The 16,287-nt window shown below is 66.4% G+C and carries 23 protein-coding genes; 11 read left to right on the forward strand and 12 right to left on the reverse strand.

Annotation, left to right across the window (positions count from 1 at the left end):
* The first annotated feature begins 14 nt into the window (after window positions 1-14).
* The 7 genes from ACI6S0_RS15300 to ACI6S0_RS15330 all read left to right on the forward strand — a co-directional run bounded on the left by ACI6S0_RS15300 (window position 15) and on the right by ACI6S0_RS15330 (window position 4,104).
* The gene (locus ACI6S0_RS15300; RefSeq protein ID WP_434403611.1) at window positions 15-302 is read left to right on the forward strand and encodes a YciI family protein; all 288 of its coding nucleotides are present in this window, start codon (window positions 15-17) and stop codon (window positions 300-302) included.
* Window positions 299-913, forward strand: a complete 615-nt coding sequence (gene hisH, locus ACI6S0_RS15305) for an imidazole glycerol phosphate synthase subunit HisH (protein WP_434403612.1) — start codon at window positions 299-301, stop codon at window positions 911-913. Before ACI6S0_RS15300 ends, hisH begins: the two co-directional genes overlap by 4 nt.
* Before the next feature lie 88 nt (window positions 914-1,001).
* Window positions 1,002-1,739, forward strand: a complete 738-nt coding sequence (gene hisA / locus ACI6S0_RS15310) for a 1-(5-phosphoribosyl)-5-[(5-phosphoribosylamino)methylideneamino]imidazole-4-carboxamide isomerase (RefSeq protein ID WP_004208570.1) — start codon at window positions 1,002-1,004, stop codon at window positions 1,737-1,739.
* Between the two features lie 148 nt (window positions 1,740-1,887).
* Window positions 1,888-2,652, forward strand: coding sequence for an imidazole glycerol phosphate synthase subunit HisF (hisF, locus tag ACI6S0_RS15315; RefSeq protein ID WP_004208571.1), 765 nt, complete (start codon window positions 1,888-1,890; stop codon window positions 2,650-2,652).
* A gap of 177 nt (window positions 2,653-2,829) precedes the next feature.
* Window positions 2,830-3,078: a PEP-CTERM sorting domain-containing protein gene (locus ACI6S0_RS15320; protein ID WP_037521159.1), complete on the forward strand. Its 249-nt coding sequence runs from the start codon at window positions 2,830-2,832 to the stop codon at window positions 3,076-3,078.
* A gap of 42 nt (window positions 3,079-3,120) precedes the next feature.
* The gene (locus ACI6S0_RS15325; protein WP_029548007.1) at window positions 3,121-3,441 is read left to right on the forward strand and encodes a phosphoribosyl-ATP diphosphatase; all 321 of its coding nucleotides are present in this window, start codon (window positions 3,121-3,123) and stop codon (window positions 3,439-3,441) included.
* Between the two features lie 84 nt (window positions 3,442-3,525).
* Window positions 3,526-4,104, forward strand: coding sequence for a hypothetical protein (locus ACI6S0_RS15330; protein ID WP_434403613.1), 579 nt, complete (start codon window positions 3,526-3,528; stop codon window positions 4,102-4,104).
* Here the strand turns inward: ACI6S0_RS15330 and ACI6S0_RS15335 are convergent.
* Complete coding sequence (locus tag ACI6S0_RS15335) at window positions 4,084-4,986, reverse strand: histone deacetylase family protein (protein WP_434403614.1); 903 nt, start codon at window positions 4,984-4,986, stop codon at window positions 4,084-4,086. The genes ACI6S0_RS15330 and ACI6S0_RS15335 overlap by 21 nt on opposite strands.
* Window positions 4,987-5,043: 57 nt before the next feature.
* On the opposite strand from ACI6S0_RS15335, the gene ACI6S0_RS15340 reads away from it, so the two are divergent.
* From ACI6S0_RS15340 to ACI6S0_RS15350, 3 genes are read left to right on the forward strand one after another with little or no spacing between them, the layout of a single operon-like run.
* On the forward strand, window positions 5,044-6,504 hold the full coding sequence (locus ACI6S0_RS15340) for a L,D-transpeptidase family protein (protein WP_434403615.1): 1,461 nt from the start codon (window positions 5,044-5,046) through the stop codon (window positions 6,502-6,504).
* A 5-nt stretch (window positions 6,505-6,509) separates the two neighbouring features.
* Window positions 6,510-6,830 (forward strand): hypothetical protein, encoded by a 321-nt coding sequence (locus ACI6S0_RS15345; protein ID WP_004208577.1) that lies wholly within the window; start codon window positions 6,510-6,512, stop codon window positions 6,828-6,830.
* Between the two features lie 52 nt (window positions 6,831-6,882).
* A complete protein-coding gene (locus tag ACI6S0_RS15350; protein ID WP_010339641.1) occupies window positions 6,883-7,566 on the forward strand; it encodes a murein L,D-transpeptidase catalytic domain family protein in 684 nt (227 codons plus the stop codon).
* A 48-nt stretch (window positions 7,567-7,614) separates the two neighbouring features.
* On the opposite strand, the gene ACI6S0_RS15355 is transcribed toward ACI6S0_RS15350, so the two are convergent.
* The 7 genes from ACI6S0_RS15355 to ACI6S0_RS15385 form a co-directional block, all read right to left on the reverse strand.
* Window positions 7,615-8,340, reverse strand: coding sequence for a hypothetical protein (locus ACI6S0_RS15355; RefSeq protein ID WP_434403616.1), 726 nt, complete (start codon window positions 8,338-8,340; stop codon window positions 7,615-7,617).
* Window positions 8,341-8,438: 98 nt separating this feature from the next.
* Window positions 8,439-9,134, reverse strand: coding sequence for an ATP12 family chaperone protein (locus ACI6S0_RS15360; RefSeq protein WP_434403617.1), 696 nt, complete (start codon window positions 9,132-9,134; stop codon window positions 8,439-8,441).
* Complete coding sequence (locus tag ACI6S0_RS15365) at window positions 9,131-9,385, reverse strand: hypothetical protein (protein ID WP_434403618.1); 255 nt, start codon at window positions 9,383-9,385, stop codon at window positions 9,131-9,133. Before ACI6S0_RS15365 ends, ACI6S0_RS15360 begins: the two co-directional genes overlap by 4 nt.
* Entirely contained in the window at window positions 9,382-10,041 is a 660-nt protein-coding gene (locus tag ACI6S0_RS15370; RefSeq protein ID WP_434403619.1) for an HAD-IA family hydrolase, read from the reverse strand. Before ACI6S0_RS15370 ends, ACI6S0_RS15365 begins: the two co-directional genes overlap by 4 nt.
* 11 nt (window positions 10,042-10,052) lie before the next feature.
* Window positions 10,053-11,417 carry an RluA family pseudouridine synthase gene (locus ACI6S0_RS15375; protein ID WP_434403620.1) on the reverse strand — a complete coding sequence of 455 codons (1,365 nt, stop codon included), beginning with the start codon at window positions 11,415-11,417 and terminating at the stop codon, window positions 10,053-10,055.
* A complete protein-coding gene (gene crcB / locus ACI6S0_RS15380) occupies window positions 11,414-11,800 on the reverse strand; it encodes a fluoride efflux transporter CrcB (RefSeq protein ID WP_010339636.1) in 387 nt (128 codons plus the stop codon). The genes ACI6S0_RS15375 and crcB overlap by 4 nt, the downstream gene beginning before the upstream one ends.
* Before the next feature lie 44 nt (window positions 11,801-11,844).
* Window positions 11,845-12,807, reverse strand: coding sequence for a DMT family transporter (locus tag ACI6S0_RS15385; protein ID WP_434403621.1), 963 nt, complete (start codon window positions 12,805-12,807; stop codon window positions 11,845-11,847).
* On the opposite strand from ACI6S0_RS15385, the gene ACI6S0_RS15390 reads away from it, so the two are divergent.
* Window positions 12,806-13,384, forward strand: a complete 579-nt coding sequence (locus ACI6S0_RS15390; RefSeq protein ID WP_434403622.1) for an Lrp/AsnC family transcriptional regulator — start codon at window positions 12,806-12,808, stop codon at window positions 13,382-13,384. The two genes, ACI6S0_RS15385 and ACI6S0_RS15390, sit on opposite strands and share 2 nt — an antisense overlap.
* Before the next feature lie 19 nt (window positions 13,385-13,403).
* Here the strand turns inward: ACI6S0_RS15390 and ACI6S0_RS15395 are convergent, their stop codons facing one another.
* The 4 genes from ACI6S0_RS15395 to ACI6S0_RS15410 all read right to left on the reverse strand — a co-directional run bounded on the left by ACI6S0_RS15395 (window position 13,404) and on the right by ACI6S0_RS15410 (window position 16,284).
* Complete coding sequence (locus ACI6S0_RS15395; protein WP_434403623.1) at window positions 13,404-14,423, reverse strand: fatty acid desaturase family protein; 1,020 nt, start codon at window positions 14,421-14,423, stop codon at window positions 13,404-13,406.
* Between the two features lie 259 nt (window positions 14,424-14,682).
* On the reverse strand, window positions 14,683-15,591 hold the full coding sequence (locus ACI6S0_RS15400; protein WP_037508442.1) for a LysR substrate-binding domain-containing protein: 909 nt from the start codon (window positions 15,589-15,591) through the stop codon (window positions 14,683-14,685).
* A gap of 86 nt (window positions 15,592-15,677) precedes the next feature.
* Window positions 15,678-15,929 (reverse strand): hypothetical protein, encoded by a 252-nt coding sequence (locus tag ACI6S0_RS15405; protein ID WP_434403625.1) that lies wholly within the window; start codon window positions 15,927-15,929, stop codon window positions 15,678-15,680.
* Entirely contained in the window at window positions 15,919-16,284 is a 366-nt protein-coding gene (locus ACI6S0_RS15410; RefSeq protein WP_004208592.1) for a hypothetical protein, read from the reverse strand. The genes ACI6S0_RS15405 and ACI6S0_RS15410 overlap by 11 nt, the downstream gene beginning before the upstream one ends.
* Window positions 16,285-16,287 lie beyond the last annotated feature (3 nt).

Raw genomic sequence — 16,287 nt, forward strand, 5'->3', positions numbered from 1 at the left:
GAAAGGCCGACCCCATGTTCATCATTTCGCTGACCTATACGGCGCCGATCGATGTGCTGGACGGCCATCTGAGCGATCATCGGGCCTGGCTGGACCAGGGCATCGCCGATGGCTGGCTGCTGCTCGCCGGCCGGCGCGAACCGCGCACCGGCGGCATCCTGCTGGCGCGCGGCGAACGTGACGAGATCGCGGCCAAGGCAGCGACCGATCCCTTCGTCGTCAACGGCGCGGCCTCGTTCGACCTGATAGAGTTCCTCCCGGCGCGCGCCGCCAGCGTCAATCTGGACACGTTGCTGCCATGACCATTGCCCTGATCGATTATGGCGCGGGCAACCTCCACTCGGTCCACAATGCCCTGCGCAAGGCGGGCGCCGATGATGTGATCATTACCGCCGATGCCGATGTCGTGGCCAGGGCCGACCGCATCGTCCTGCCCGGCGTCGGCGCCTTCCGCGCCTGCCGCGATGCCTTGGTCGCGATCCCCGGCATGGTCGACGCGATGAACGAGGCCGTGAACCAGCGCGGCATTCCCTTTCTGGGCGTCTGCGTCGGCATGCAGTTGCTCGCCGACGCCGGCGAGGAGTTCGGCCGGCATGAGGGGCTGGGCTGGATTCCCGGCACGGTGCGGCTGATCGAACCGACCGATGCTTCGATCAAGGTGCCGCATATGGGCTGGAACGATGTGGTGCTGAACGGCCAGCCGCCCCTGATCGAGGCCGGCGAAGCCTATTTCCTGCACAGCTATCATTATGAAGCCGCCGACCCGGCCCATGTCGCCGCCGTCACCGACCATGGCGGGCCGCTGGTCGCCGCCGTCGCGCGCGACACCATCATCGGCTGCCAGTTCCACCCGGAAAAGAGCCAGCGCTACGGCCTCTCCTTCCTCGCGCGCTTTCTGGACTGGAAGCCGTGATACCACCCCTACCCCCGTTCGGTTCGAGCCAGTCGAGAACCGTTGCGCGTGGGTTCTCGACAAGCTCGAACCGAACGGAAATCGGATAATGTCCCTGATCGTCTTCCCCGCCATCGACCTCAAAGGCGGCCAGGTCGTCCGCCTGGCCGAGGGCGACATGGACCGCGCCACCGTCTATGGCGATGATCCCGCCGCGCAGGCGCTGATCTTTGCCGCAGCGGGCGCCCAGCATATCCATGTCGTCGATCTGGATGGCAGCTTTGCCGGCCATGCGGTCAACGCCGAAGCGGTCGAACGCATCGTCGAGGCCTTTCCCGGCCATGTTCAGCTCGGCGGCGGCATCCGCAACCGGGAGTCGGTCGAACGCTGGTTTGACCTGGGCGTGTCGCGCATCGTGATCGGCACCGCCGCGCTGAAAGATCCCGCCTTCGTCAAGGCGGCCGCGCGCGACTTCCCCGGCGGCATCGTCGTCGCGGTCGATGCGCGCGACGGCTTCGTCGCCACCGACGGCTGGGCGGAAAAGAGCGACATGCCGGTGATCGACCTCGCCCGCCGGTTCGAGGATGCGGGCGTCGCCAGCCTGCTCTTCACCGATGTCGGCCGCGACGGTCTGCTCAAGGGCGTGAATATCGATGCGACCGTCGATCTCGCCCGCGCCACCGACATGCCGGTGATCGCCAGCGGCGGCGTTGCGGGGATCGCGGATATCCGCGTCCTCAGCCTCCATGCCGATGACGGGATCGAAGGCGTCATCACCGGCCGCGCCATCTATGATGGCCGCCTCGACCTCAAGACCGCGCTCGCGGTCGCGCAGGCGGCGGCGTGAACGGCGCCGGCCAGTTCCTCCCCGGCACAGGGAGGGGGACCATGCGAAGCATGGTGGGGGGGGCTATCCCTTCACGCGTCCCTATGCGGAAATCCCCCTCCACCACCGGCTGCGCCGGCGGTCCCCCTCCCCTTGCAGGGGAGGAAGCATGACCGTCCGCACCCGCGTCATTCCCTGCCTCGACGTTGCCAATGGCCGCGTGGTGAAGGGCGTCAATTTCGTCGATCTCAAGGATGCCGGCGATCCGGTCGAGCAGGCCAAGCTCTATGACGCGGCCGGCGCCGACGAACTCTGCTTCCTCGACATCACCGCCACCCATGAGGCGCGCGGCACCATATTGGACGTGGTGCGCCGCACCGCCGAAGTCTGCTTCATGCCCGTCACCGTCGGCGGCGGCGTGCGCAGCGCGGAGGATGCCCGCGCCCTGCTGCTGGCGGGCGCGGACAAGGTCGCGGTCAACAGCGCCGCCGTCGCCCGGCCCGAACTGGTGGCCGACATCGCCGACCGCTTCGGCGCGCAGTGCATCGTCGGCTCGGTCGATGCGCGCAAGGTGGGCGAAGGCAAGTGGGAAATCTTCACCCATGGCGGCCGCAAGCCGACCGGCATCGACGCGCTGGAACATGCGCTGCGCCTGGCGGAGCTTGGCGCAGGGGAATTGCTCGTCACCTCGATGGACGGCGATGGCACCAAGCAGGGCTATGACCTGGCGCTGACCCGCATGATCGCCGATGCCGTGTCGATCCCGGTGATCGCCAGCGGCGGCGTCGGCACGCTCGACCATCTGGTCGAAGGCGTGGTCGAGGGTCATGCCAGCGCGGTGCTGGCCGCCTCGATATTTCACTTTGGTCAACATACTATTGCTGAAGCGCATCAGGCGCTGGCCCGCGCCGGCATCCCCGTTCGGGGCCATTAAAGCGCGGAAAAGCGCCAAAATGTCGGGTTAATTGACATTAACCATATAGGGCTTTTGGCGGCCATTGGTCGCCAGCCGCAGAAAAGCGTCACTTGGCAAAATTGGCACGGTTACTGCGTAGACAGGGCGCAGGGTCGTTTCGAAGCGATTTGTCCATTTTGAAACAGGGTGACTTTTATGCAGATCAGCAAACTTCTTCTCGTAGCGGGTTCGGCCAGCCTGATGGGCCTCGCCATCCCTTCCCCCGCCAACGCCACCTTCTGCTGGTTCAAGTGCGGCGGCTCCAGCGGCGGCGGCACTTCGTCGGGCGGCAGCAGCGGTGGCACGCCGACCCCGGTGCCTGAACCCGAACAGATGGCGCTGTTCGGCATGGGCGCCGCCGTCCTGGCCGGCCGCGTCTTCTTCGCGCGCCGCAAGCAGAAGTAAAATTCATTTGACGGGTCGCGCGCGGGACGCTTGATGCAGCCCATGCGCGCGACCCTTCAAACCCTCGAACAGACCATTGCCGAGCGACGGAAGGCCGATCCATCGGCATCCTATGTGGCGAAGCTGACCGCCCGCGGCCGGGGCAAGATCGCCCAGAAGGTCGGCGAGGAAGCGGTCGAGGCGGTGATCGCCGCCATGGCCGACAATCGGGCCGAACTGGTCGGCGAAAGCGCGGACCTGCTCTTCCACCTGCTGGTGCTGCTGGCCGATTGCGGCATTCCCTTCGACGATGTGCTCGACGAACTGGACCGGCGCGAAGGCCTGTCGGGCCTAGTCGAAAAGGCCGCCCGTCCAAAGGATTGATCCGCTCCACGGAAAGACATTGCCTTCCCGGCGTTTGTAGATCAGCCTCCAGTGTCGGAGCGCGTTGGAACGGGGAGTGAAGGCATGATGCTGCGGACCATCCTGGGCGGACTGCTTGGCGGTTTCGCCATGTTCATCATCGGCTTCCTCTTCTGGGGCACGCCCCTGAGCGCGCTGGCGCTCAGTCGTGCCGATCCGCAGGCAAGCGCCAATCTGCAGGCCGCAATGGCGCAGGCGCTGGCCCGCAGCGGCACCGGCGTCTATGTCATCCCCGATCCCGCCACGGCGCAGGGCACCATCCTCTATGGCAAGGGGCCGGTGGCGATGATCTTCTACAATAATGGCGGCTTCCCGGTGATGGACGGCTCCAGCCTGATCGGCGGGCTGCTGCTGGCGCTGGCCACCGGCGTGCTGATCGCGCTGGCGCTGCGCTTAGTCACCGGCGACTTCAACAGCCGGGCGCGGGTGTCGATCCTGTTCGCGCTCGCCACCGTGCTGTGGCTGCATATCGGCCAGGCCGTGTTCAACCATGCGCCCTGGGGCTACAGCCTCTATCTGGCGCTGAGCGATCTGGTCGCGCTGAGCGTGGCCGGGCTGATCGCCGCGAAGCTGATGGAAGGGCGCGCCGCAAAGCCCAGCGCCTCAGACAGCACGCTCCACTGACGCCATCCGCAACATGCAGGCGGCATGGCGCCGCGCGACCGCCATCCGGTCCGGACCATAGCCGCCGCCCATGCAACTGGCGACCGGGATGGCGCGCGCCAGCGCCTGACGCATCACCAGCCCGTCGCGCGCGGCCAGTCCCTCGTCGCTGAGCGCCAGCCGGCCCAGCCGATCGTCCACATGACCGTCCACCCCGGCCTGATACAGGATCAGGTCCGGCGCAAAATCTTCCAGCACCCGCGGCAGCATCTCGCCCAGCCCCGCCAGATATTGCGCGTCGCCGGTATCGTCGGCCAGGCCCAGATCCAGGCTCGAGCGCGCCTTGCGTACCGGGAAATTCTTCTCCGCATGAATCGACATGGTGAAGACATCGCCCCGCCCCGCCATCAGCGACGCCGTACCATCGCCCTGATGCACGTCGAGGTCGAGGATCAGGATGCGGTGCGCATCCCCCTCCGCGATCAGCCGGTTGGCCGCGATCGCGAGATCATTGAACACGCAATAGCCCGCGCCGCTGTCGGCCAGCGCATGATGGCTGCCTCCCGCCGCATTGGCGGCATAGCCATGGACCAGCGCCAGCTTCGCCGCCAGCCAGGTGCCGCCGGGCGACAGCAGCGCCCGGCGCATCACCCGCTCGGTTACCGGAAAGCCGATCCGCCGTTCCTTGTCGGGCGGCACGGCCAGCGTCAGCACCTCTTCGACATAGGCAGGATCATGCACCGCCGCGATCCAGGACGCGGGCATCGGATCGGGCGCATGAACGGTCATCGGCGCGCCACTGTCGGCGAGCACGTCCATCACCAGCCCATATTTGTCGAAGCGCGCCTGCTGGCCGTCTGTGGCCGGGGAGACATAGGCGGGATGGTGAACGACGTGCAGCATGATCTTTTCCCGCTATCGCGATTTGATAGATGGCCGCTTTGCGCTATCTGGTCCAACATGAACCGTCCCGATTTGATCCGTTTCCTCGCCCTGCCCCTGCTGGCCGCCGCCGCCATCCCGGCCGTCGCGCAGCCCCCGGCCATGACACCGACCCAGAGCGCGCCGCCGGCCGGCCAGGTCGTGCTGCCACCGCCGATGGCGGTGATGCCCCCGCCCGTGCCGTTGCCCGCCCTGTCGCAGGCGCAGGATGACTGGGCGAATGAATGGCTGAAAAGCGGCATGGCCGAAGGGCTGATGGCGCGCAGCAAGCCGACCGCGCCGATGCACGGGCAGCAATTGCTGAACGCATTGCTGGATCGCGGCCGCGCGCTCAGCACCGGCCGGGTCGATACCGCCGACTTCCTGGAGGTCTGGGCGCTGCGCCCCGCGGCCTTCGATCCGCGCCCCTCGCTCGCCAAGGCGATTGCCGAGGATCGGCTGCCGCAATGGGCGGCCAGCCTGACCCCGCCCTATTCGGGCTATGACGGGCTGCGCAAGGGCCTCGCCACCTATGAGAAGATCCGCGACACCGGCGGCTGGCCCAGCCTGTCGGCCGGCGCCTCGGCCGATGTCGTGCGCGCCCGCCTGGCGCTGGAGGACAAGAGCGTCACCGGCAGCGAGCCGCTGACCGCCGCGCTGCAACGCGCCCAGCGCCGCTATGGCCTCAACCCCACCGGCCTGCTCGACGCGCGCACCCTGACCGCGCTCAACGTGTCGGTGGATGATCGCATCGCCGCGATCATGGCCAATATGGAACGCTGGCGCTGGATGCCGCGCGAATTGCCGGTCAACCGCGTCCAGGTGAACATCGCCGCCGCCGTGCTGACCGTGTTCCAGGGCGACGAACCCGTCACATCGATGCGCGCCGTCACCGGCAGCCCGACCAACCAGACGCCGATGCTGTCGTCGAACATCCATTCCATCGTGGTCAATCCGCCCTGGAACGTGCCGATGTCGATCGCCAGGAAGGAATTGTTTCCCAAGGGCCGCGCGACCTTGGCCAAGCAGGGCTACAAGATCGTGAAGACGCCCGAGGGCGGCGAGCGCATCGTCCAGCCCGCCGGTCCCAACAGCGCGCTCGGCCGGCTGAAGTTCGATTTCAACAATCCCTTCGCCGTCTATCTGCACGACACGCCTTCGCGCGGGAAATTCTCCAGCTATGATCGGCTCGCCAGCCATGGCTGCATCCGCCTGGAAAAGCCGGTATCGCTGGCCGAACTGATGGTGGCGAGCGATCCCAGCCTGTCGGGCCAAATCCAGAGCCTGATCGACACCAACAAGACCCAGCGCGTGTCGCTGCCCTCGCAGGTCGCGGTCTATCTGCTCTACTGGACCGCCTTTGCCAGCAGCAACGGCACCATGAACTTCCGCGCCGATCCCTATGACTGGGACAAGCTGCTGGCCCAGAAGATCGAGGCCTCCAGCCGCCGCGTCGACCCCACTGCGGTCAATTCGACCGCCCCCGCAGCCAAGGACTGATCCCCATGCGCCATTTTGCCCGCCCCCTGACCTTCGCCGCCCTGTCGGGCGCGCTGCTTCTTGCCGCCTGCGGCAAGAAGGAAGAGGAAGCCCCGGCGACCAATAATCTGGTCGAACCGCCGGTCGAGAATGTCATCGTGAACGAGCCGGAAGCGCTGCCGCCCGAGCCGGAAAATGTCGTCACCCCGACTCCGGCACCGCCGCCGTCCGTGTCGGAACAGCAGCAGATTCTGGATGATGCCGAAGCCAGCGGCATGACCTCGCGCCTGCGCGAAAACGGCGAGGGGAGCCAGGGAGCGGACGAAGCGGGCAATAGCAGCCTGTGACGAAGGGCGCCCCCGTCTTGGAGCGGGGGCGTTGATTTGTTATAGACGGCACATGGATCGCCGCAAATTCACGAAGTTCGCTTTGAGCGGACTCGCCTTCTCGTTTTTGACCGACAGTGTTGGCAAGGCCGCACTTCCGGTAGCGCCTGAACCCGCGAACCGCCCTCCGGTTCCCGCGACTCCATCGGCCGCACCGATTTTTTCGCGCAAGCCCTATGCGCTGCTGTTGGAGGAGGCGAAGGCCGCGCTCGACCAGCATGCGCGCGACTTCACTTTGCGCGACCGCATCGCGATCGCCGACTTCAACGCGCCGTCGAAGGAATTTCGGTTCCATATCGTCGACCTGATCGGTGGCCAGGCCAACAGCTATCTGGTGTCGCACGGCCGCGGGTCCGATCCGGGCCATTCGGGCTGGCTGCAGAGCTTTTCCAACGAGCCCAATTCGCTCGCCAGCTCGTCGGGCGCCTACAAGACGCTGACCGTTTATGATGGCCAGCATGGCCGGTCGATGCGGCTGGCGGGGCTCGATCCGCAAAACAACAATGCCGAAATGCGCGCCATCGTCATCCATGGCGCCGACTATGTCAGCGAGGACCATGTCGCCGCCTGGGGCAAGTGCGGCCGCAGCGAGGGCTGTTTCGCGCTCGCCCGCCACATGGTGCCGCAGGTATTGGGCATGCTCGGGCCGGGCCGCATGGTCTATGCAAACAAGATTACCGGCATGGTCGAAGCCTGACCGGCAAAGGCCCCGCCCGGACCGCCGGGCGAGGCCTCATCTTCATCGTCAGCCGGCCTTGACGCCGCTCAGCGCCTGAGCGGCAGGCTTGTTCGACGCATCGACCGAACCGTCGGCCAGCATCGCCTTGCTCATCGTTGCCGCTTCGGTCTTGAGCGCGGCATCGTCGGTCGCCTGGCTGGCGCCGATCAGCGCCGACAGCAGGATGTTCTTCGTCACCGAATCGGCCGCATTGGCCGCCGCCGACTTGCGGGCCAGGCCCAGCGCTTCCTGATAGAGCGGCGCGGAGCCGGCCTTGTCCTGTGCGCCCAGCTTCTGGTTGCCCAGCTGGATCAGGATACCGGCCAGGATGTTGCGGCTGGTGGCATCGGCGGGCTTGGCCTCCACCACCTTGCGCCAGTGCGGCAGCGATTCCCCATAGAGCGCGATCACCTTGTCCATCTTGCCGAGCGCGCCCTGGGCAGCGGCATCGGCATAAAGCGCGTTGGCGAGGAAATTGACATTGTCGATCTTGGCCGGGTCGACTTCCACCGCGGTGCGGATGGCGGGCATCGCCGCCTCATATTTGGTCGCGGCGGTGGCATTGTCGCCCGCCTGCAGCGCGGTCTGGCCGGCGGTGAAATCGGTCACCGCCTGGTTGAAGGCGTTGATCTGTTCGGGGGTCATCTGGCCGGCGGCGGGGGCAGCGCTGGCTGCGGGGGCATCCTGTGCCAGGGCCGGTGCGGCGAGGGTGGAAAGGGCAAGAAAGGCAGGAACCAAAAGGCGGGACTGCAAGGTCAGGGTCTCCCTGGTCGTTGATCCAATGTGGCGGATGCAGTCAGGGCATCCGCCAACACAAGAATGAACGAACGAGCGGTCCCGTTCCCAGCCCCTTAGGCTCGTGCCATCCCGCAAAAGGCTCGACCCACGGCAAACTCGCCCGCGCGGCGCGCCGAACGGGCCAGCGCTTCGGCATCCTCGCCCCATTGTTCGGCCTGCCAGCGCTCGTCGATCTCGGCCGCTTCCCATACGGCATCCGCGTCGAAGGCCTCTTCCAGCACTGCCAGGCCGCAGACCAGCGAGCCGCTCAAGGTCACCAGCCGCGACAGGCCGGCCAGGGTGAAGGGATCAAGTCCGTCCACCGCCGTCGCCAGCCGTTCCAGCGTCGCGTCGGGCTGGGCAACATGGATGATGCCCTGGGTGGTGACGAAGGCGACATCGTAGCGGGTGCGCGCCCAGTCGAGCAGCGGATCCCAAGCGGCCGCCTGACGCGCGACGAACGCCTCCGGCCCCTCGGCCCGATAGCAGAGCATGTCGGTACCGCCATATTCGGCGATGTCGGCGGCGAATTTCGCGCGGTTGCCGGCGATATGGTCGATCGCCGCATTGGCAAGGCCGGTAAAGGCCATGGTCGCCGGATCGACCGTTTCGCCCTGGTCGCGCCATTCCTGCGCCACCGCCTCGGCCAGCACCGCATTGGGCAGCGCCAGTTCGGCACGGGCCGGCGTACGCACCGGGCGGCCATCCAGCCGGATCGCGAAGCCGCCCTCGACCGGCTCGACCGTCACATCCTTGTAGAAACGCTTCACGGGCGGCTCCGCTTGAACAGGGCCAGCATCAGGCGCGGCACGATGATGAACTGGAACAGGCCGGCGACGACCATGATCAGGCCGAACGCCTTGGCCTTGTCGCCCTGCACCCAGGCAAAGCGCTGCATGATGGCGAGGAAACCGAACATGACGAGGAAGGCACCCGACAGGCGGAACAGGCCAAGCGCGAAATGGCGCTGGCGCGCGATCTTCTCCGGGTCGACCGGCGGGATGGGAGGCATGTCGTTCATGGCGCGTCGATATGGCGGCGCAACTCGTCGCTGTCCATCGCCACCGCATGGGCGCCGGCCTGCACCAGTTCGGCTGGCGCATGATAGCCCCAGCCGACGCCGATCGCGCGGGTGCCAGCGGCCAGCCCCATGTCGATGTCGAAATGGGTATCGCCGATCATCACCGTGGTTTCGGGCACCGCGCCCGCCTCCGCCATCGCCTGCAGCAGCATCGAAGGGTGCGGCTTGGACGGGTGGCGATCGGCGGTCTGCAGGGTCACGAAATGCTGCGCCAGGTCATGATGGGCAAGACACAGGTTGAGGCCGCGATCGGACTTGCCGGTAGCGACGCCCAGCAGCCAGCCATCGCCGTCCAGTGCCCGCACCAGGTCTGCCATGCCGGGATAGAGCGGTTCGGACACGGCATTGGCGCTGCGCAGGGCGTGGAAGGCCGCCTTGTATCGATCGGTCAGCAACTGATGATAGTCCGGCTCCGCATCGGGCAGCAGCCGGGCCATCGCATGGGGCAGCGACAGGCCGACGATCGACAGGATCGCCAGCCGATCGGGCGGCACCAGCTTCTCGCCCTCGAAGGCATGGGCCATCGCGGTGCAGATGCTGTGCTGGCTATCGACCAGCGTGCCGTCGCAATCGAAGACGGCAAGGCGGTTGCTCATGCCCCCGCCCCTTATTTCTCGCCGCGACCACGCCGTTCGCCGCGGCGCCCCTTGCGGATCTGCTTGGCATGGGCGCGGGCCGCCTTCTTCTCGTCCTCGCGGGTCGGCGTCCGGTCGATCTCGTCATCCAGCGGCATATCGCCCAGCGACAGGTCGAAGCCGAGCGCGATCAGGCTGTTGAGGAAATGTTCGGGCAGTTCCGCCTTCATGTCGATGCGGCCGCCATCGGGATGGTCGACGCGGATGCGACGGGCATGGAGGTGCATCTTGCGGCTGATCGACCCGGACAGGAAACTGTCCTTGCCGCCATATTTGCCGTCGCCGACCAGCGGGTGGCCGATCGCCGCCATATGGACGCGCAACTGGTGGGTGCGGCCGGTATAGGGCTGCAACTCGACCCAGGCGGCGCGATTGCCGGCCCGTTCGATCACGCGATAGCGGGTGCGGGCGGGCAGGCCCTCTTCCTCGTCCACATGCATCTTCTCGCCGCCGGTGCCCGGCTGCTTGGTGATCGGCAGTTCGATCATGCCATCGTCGATGCTGGGCACGCCGATGACGATCGCCCAATAGACCTTGCGCGCGGTGCGGCTGGAAAATGCCTTGGCGAAATGCGCGGCCGAGCGGCTGGAGCGGGCGAGCAGCAGCGCGCCCGACGTATCCTTGTCGAGGCGATGGACCAGCTTGGGCCGGGATTCCGCGTCGAAGATCAGCCCGTCGAGCAGACGGTCGACATGCTCGTCGGTCTTGGTCCCGCCCTGGGTGGCGAGGCCCGGCGGCTTGTTGATGACGATCGCCTGCTTGTCGCGGTGGATCACCATGTCCTGGACATAGGCGATCTCGTCCTCGGTCAGGTCGATGACGCGGACGCGCTTGGGCTTGTCGGCCGCCGCCACCTTGGGCTCGGCCGGCGGCACGCGGATCATCTGGCCTTCGGCAATGCGGTCGCCCGGCGCGGCGCGGGCGCCATCGACACGCAACTGGCCGGTACGCGACCAGCGCGACACGATGTTGAAACCGACATCGGGCAGATGCCGCTGGAACCAGCGGTCGAGGCGGATGCCATCGTCATCGGCCTGCACGCGATATTGCCGCACGTCCAGGCTGACGCCCTTGGCCGGATTGGGCTTGGCCGCGACCGCCGGGGCCGGTGCGGCCGCCTTGGCGACGGGGGCTTTGGTGCGGGGCTTGCCCACTGACTTGGTGCCGGGCTTGCCGCCTGACTTGAACGGCCGGTCGCCATCCTGCTTGCGCGCGCTCGCCGCCTTGGCGCCGCCGCGGGCGCGACCGGGCGCGCCGCTGCGCCCTGCTGGCTTGCTACCGCCGGGCTTGCCGCCCCGTGCCGGACCGCCGGATTTGCCGGGAGGACGCCCCTTCATGCCGCAACACTCCGCATAACCGTGAGACCCAGCGCCAGCGCGGCCACCGCGCCGACCAGCGAGAAGAGCGCATAGCCAAGCGCCAGGCCGATCTGGCCGCGCTCGATCATCAGCATCGTCTCCAGGCTGAAGGAGGAAAAGGTGGTGAAACCGCCCAGCACGCCGACGCCGAGCAGCAGCCGCATCGGTTCGCCCGACGCCGTGCTGCCACGCGCCAGCCATCCGGCGAGCAGCCCCATGGCGAAACCGCCGATCAGATTGGCGGCAAAAGTGCCCCAGGGCCAGGCCGCGCCGGGCGCCATCTGCCCGGCGAACCGCCCCAGCAGATAGCGCAGCGCCGCGCCAACCGCGCCGCCGCCCATAACAAGGAAGATATTGGTCATGATTTTCGCCCTATCGCGATTCCGCCAAAGGGGAAAGGACGCATTCAGGCGGCGATGCCGGCCTCTGCCGGGACGGGACGGCGATGGGCGGCGATGCAGCTCAGCACCGAGAGGATCACCAGCACGAATGCCGTGCCCTCCAAAGGCGTCGGCAGCCGCGCTTCCCACAGGAAACCATAGAGCAGGGCAAAGCCGGTTTCGAACAGGATCATCTGTCCCACCATGGTGAGCGGCAGCAGCCGGGTCATGCGATTCCACAGCGCATTGCCGACGATCGAGGCGAACAGGGCGACAGCGATCACGACAGCCGCAAAGCGGGTCCAGTCGGCCGCGTCATGCGTGCCACTGCCGAGCCACGGCACCAACGGCAGGAACAGCAGCGCCTGCGCCCCGGTGGCGAGGCCGATCAGGAAATTCCAGTCCTGCGACGTGATACCGTCCATCCGCCGCAGCCAATGGGCATTGCCGATCGCAAAGGCGGTCCAGGAAATGAGCGCGCCGACCGCGCAGGCAAAACCGATGATCCGCGTTGCCACCGCGCCCCCGCCCGGCATGACGATCGCCTGCCAGCCAATGCACAGCGCACCCGCGACACAGAGCAGCAGCGACGGCGCCAGATGCCGCAGCGGCACCGCGCCCGCCTGCCGGCTGCCGACGATGGTCACCGCCACCGGCAGGAAGCCGACCACCAGTGAGGTCATGGCGATGCCGCCCATCTGCACCGCGCTCACCAGCAGCACATAATAAAAGAGGTTCCCCGCCAGCGCGAGCCAGGCCAGCGCCCACAATATGCGCGGCGTCAGCAGCGGCCGGATCGCCCGCCAGCGCGGCGCGACCAGCAGCACGGACATCAGCCCATAGGCCAGATAACGACCGATCGCCTGCTCCAGCGGACTGAAGCCCGGCACGATCTCGGGCGCCAGGAAGACGAGGCCCCAGAGCGCCCCCGCCCCCATGCCGCAAAAGATGCCGGCCAGGATCGCGCCGGATGCTCGTGACTGGTTCATGCTCGCATTCCGCCTGTCGAAAATTCAGGTGACGGGAAATATCATCATCGACATGAGAAAGGCGCTCTTGATTGACCGGTCAAATGCAACAATTACTCATTTCATGAGCCAGACCACCAAGATCGACGATTTCGACCGGGCGATTCTGCGCCTGATCCAGCGCGACACCCGCATGCCCCAGCGCGCAATTGCCGAGGCGGTCAACCTGTCGACCGCCGCCGTGCAGCGCCGCATCGCCGTGATGGAGCGCAGCGGCGTGATCGTGCGCAATGTCGCGATCGTCGATCCCGATCAGGTGGGCCTGGGCGTCACATCGATCGTCGAGGTCAATCTGGTCGATGAAAAGGCGGCGCGCGTCGACAAGGCCAAGCAATTGTTCCGCGACGCGCCCGAAGTGCAGCAATGCTATTATGTCACCGGCGGCCGCAGCTTCATCATGCTGATCGTCGCGCCCGACATGCGCAGTTACGAAGCGATCACCCGCCGCCTGTTCGCGGAAAATGAATCGGTCGCCAGCTATCACAGCTATCTGGCGCTCAACCGGGTGAAGGCGGGGATGGAACTGGTCATTCCCTGATTCATCCCCGCACTTGGGGTTATGGGTTCGCCTCGACCGGAACCTGCTGCCGATCGGGACCGCTGACCGCGGGCGGTGGCATCAGTTCGCGGATCACCCCCCAATAGCCCTGCGTGACATGCGCATCGCGCGCATAGAGCGGATCGGATGCCATCAGATGCCGGTGCAACCGGCGCAGATTATGCCAGGGCACCGACGGGAACAGATGATGTTCCAGATGATAGCTGACATTGAGCGGCCCGATCAGTATCCGGTCGATCAGGGTCGGGATGACGGTGCGCGTGCCGCGTATTTCCGTCTCGTCCGTGACGCCATTATGCTCCGCCATCGCCCGCAACCGGTTGAACACATTGGCCCAGATGAACTGGGGAATCATGAACAGCCCCAATATCTGCCAGCGCCAGGGCGACCACAGGATCGCGCCATAGACCAGCACCGCCCAGACGATGTAGCGGACGCGCAGCGCCAGCCGGAAATCGAAGCCGAAGCGCATCGGATTGTGAAAATTGGACAACGGCGACCAGATTCGCGCCGCCCGCGCCGCCCGATAATAGTTCAGGCCGGACAGGCTGCGCAGCAACAGCACGACCATGGCACGCCCGCTTTTCGGGAAATGCTGGTCGGCATCCTTGCGCTGCACCCGATAATCATAGTCGCGCATCGTGTTGGTATGGCGATGATGCACCATATGGGCGACGCGGTAGAGATCGATGCTCAGCGCCAGCGGATAGGCAACGAACAGGTCGCCGATCAGGTCGTTGACGCGCCGGTTGCTGAACAGCATCCCGTGACAGGCCTCATGCATCATCACCGCCAGAACCTGAATCCGCGTGCCGATGACGATGCCGGCGATCAGATAGGCCGGCCAGCGATCGACCCGGATAGCGATCACGCAGGCGGCGATCATCACCGCCCATTGCAGCGCCAGCAGCAGCGCGTTGCGCCAGTTGGGCACGACCGACAATTGCCGGATCAGCGGCAGGGTGGCACGCCGCGAGTAACGATAGCCGGGGCCACGTTCCTGGGCGATATCCTCCATGGACACATGTCTCCCAACACCATACCTGCGTGGGACGGAATGCTATTGTCGGCGCAGAACAGCGTCAAGCACGCCTCTTCTTTCCCATCAGCATTAACGGCTTGTTAGGCGCCCTGCCGCACAAGGATCGCTTCCAATCGGTGGGGATCGATTATGGTTGATATTGTTTTCGAATTTTCGGCGCACATGCTGGCGCTCGGGTTGATCGTCGGCGGGCTGTACAGCCTGACCAAGGAAGCCGGCTTGCGCTGAAGGCCGTTCAGGCCAGCGTGCTACCCGTCAGCGACGGAAAGCTTTCCGCGACATAGTCGATGAACGCGCGCAGGGTCGGCGACATGCCGGTGCGTGCGGTGAAGAGGACATGGACGATGCCCTCGCTGGTCCGCCAGTCGGGCAGGACATGCACCAGCCGTCCCTGTTGCAGCTCGACCGAACAGGCCGCTGACGACAGCAGCGCCACGCCCAGCCCGGCCACTGCCGCATCGCGCACCGTCGCTGAATCATTGCTGCAGAAGCGGGGATGATGGGCGACGACATGCTGTCGCCCCTGCCCGTTCATCAACAGCCATTCATCATGTTCGACATGCTCGCCCACGCTCAGCGTCGGCAGGTCGGCAAGGCTGGCGATGGTCGTTGCCGCACCCTGCGCCGCCACCGCCGGCGCGGCCACCAGGATGCGGTCCAGCCGCCCCAGCTGATGCATCGTCAGCGCCTGATCATGCACGGTGTCGATATCCACGCGAAAAGCGGCATCGAACCGTTCCTGGATCAGGTCGATCCGCTGGCTGCTGATATGCATTTCCAGATGCACGTCGGGATAGAGTAGCAGGAACCGGGCAAAGACATCGGTGCGCAGATAGCGGGCCAGCCCCGGCGGGCAGGCGATGCGCAGATTGCCGCTGATCTGTGACCGGGCGCGCGCGGCAATCGCCTGGGTGGCGTCGATCCCCTCGGCGATCGTCTCGCACTGGCGATAGATTTCGCGGCCGACATCGGTCACGCGCAGATTGCGGGTCGATCGCTCGATCAGGCGGACGCCCAACACCTGTTCCAGCCGCGCAACCCGGCGACTGAGCTTCGCCTTGCGTTCGCCCGTGGCACGCTCCGCCGCGCTGAAGCCGCCATGGCGCACGACCTGGGCAAAGCTGCGCAAATCATCCAGATCCATGGCGCCGTCCCGTCCGCTCTCCTGCCGCGTCGGACCGGTGCTACACGCTCCGCCCGGCTGGCGCCAGCCGGGCGCGGCATCCGCAATCACCGCGCCTGGCCGCTGACCATCATCGGCAGGAACAAGAGCGACGCCGCCACCGTCGCCACGAAGGATACCAGCAGATCATCGACCATGCCGTTGATGCCGCTGAACAAGGCCATCTCCACGAACAGGATCAGGAAGAACAGCGCCAGCCGCGTGACGACACGCGGATGCGCCAGATGGAATGCGCGCAACATCTCCAGCGCCTGCATCGGCGGCTGGCGCAACGCGCTGCCGGAAGGATCAGGCCGCACGGACCACCGCCCGCCGGGCATCCCCGGTCATGTAGAGCACGCGCAGCAGGTCGAGCTGCTCGCGCGAGAAACCCGCCGCATCGAACGCGTCCAGCTCCTCGCCGGTCAGCGACCGGCCGGTGCGCAGGATGATCGCGCTCTGGCGCAGCGTTTCGAGCCGCGGATTGGCCAAGGTGTAGGTCGGCTCCGGCCCCCGCAGGAAGCTGCGCAACCGGCCGAGCGGCGCGCGGACCGAAGGCACGGAACTGGCCGGATCGCTGTCGGCCAGCCAGAGCACTTGGCGCTCCTGCGCGTCAAAGGGTTCGCCGACATTGTCATTGGCCGTATCGGCCCGGTTGAAGACGGAGTGTTGCATCGC

This window comes from Sphingobium sp. DN12 (assembly GCF_051058005.1).
In the GTDB taxonomy this organism is placed as follows: Bacteria; Pseudomonadota; Alphaproteobacteria; order Sphingomonadales; family Sphingomonadaceae; genus Sphingobium; species Sphingobium yanoikuyae.